The sequence below is a fragment of the Rhizobium phaseoli genome (genome assembly GCF_010668805.1).
Taxonomy (GTDB): domain Bacteria; phylum Pseudomonadota; class Alphaproteobacteria; order Rhizobiales; family Rhizobiaceae; genus Rhizobium; species Rhizobium phaseoli_A.
This window is the reverse complement of the sequence record NZ_WUFT01000118.1, coordinates 1-405: the sequence shown is the minus strand read 5'-3', so window position 1 is coordinate 405 and position 405 is coordinate 1. Positions and strand designations below refer to the sequence as shown.

The following is a 405-nucleotide window of genomic DNA, read 5'->3' as shown; positions in this document are numbered from 1 at the left end:
GAACTGGTCGGCGTCGTTGTCGCCCCCGCTGCGGTCGCGCGCGTGCGCGTAGCCGACGGAGGCACTCGCCTGCGGCGTGATCTGCCATAGGGCTGAGATGGAGAGCCCGTCGTCGTGATAGCGCGGCGTCCCGCCATCGCCGTTGAAGTACGCGACGAAGCCCGTAAGCGTGCCCCATTGGTACGACGCGCCTGCGAAGTTCGCGCGCAAGGCGCCGTCACCGTGTGTCTGCTGGTGCGCGTAGAGCAGCTTCATGCCGCCGAGCGCCCACTCGGCCGTTACGTAGTAGCCGCCAATCCCGTTGCCGTCGTCGCCCGGATCGCGCAGCGCGATCATGCCCGTCGCGCTGAAGCCGCCAATGACCGGCGACAGATAGGCGAACGCGTTGTCGGTATAGGGCGTGAT

At 67.7% G+C, this 405-nt stretch carries 1 protein-coding gene; it reads right to left on the bottom strand.

Annotated elements, in window-relative coordinates:
- The coding region (locus GR197_RS31655) for a porin (protein ID WP_164016640.1) at positions 1-405 on the bottom strand (405 nt) is incomplete at both ends.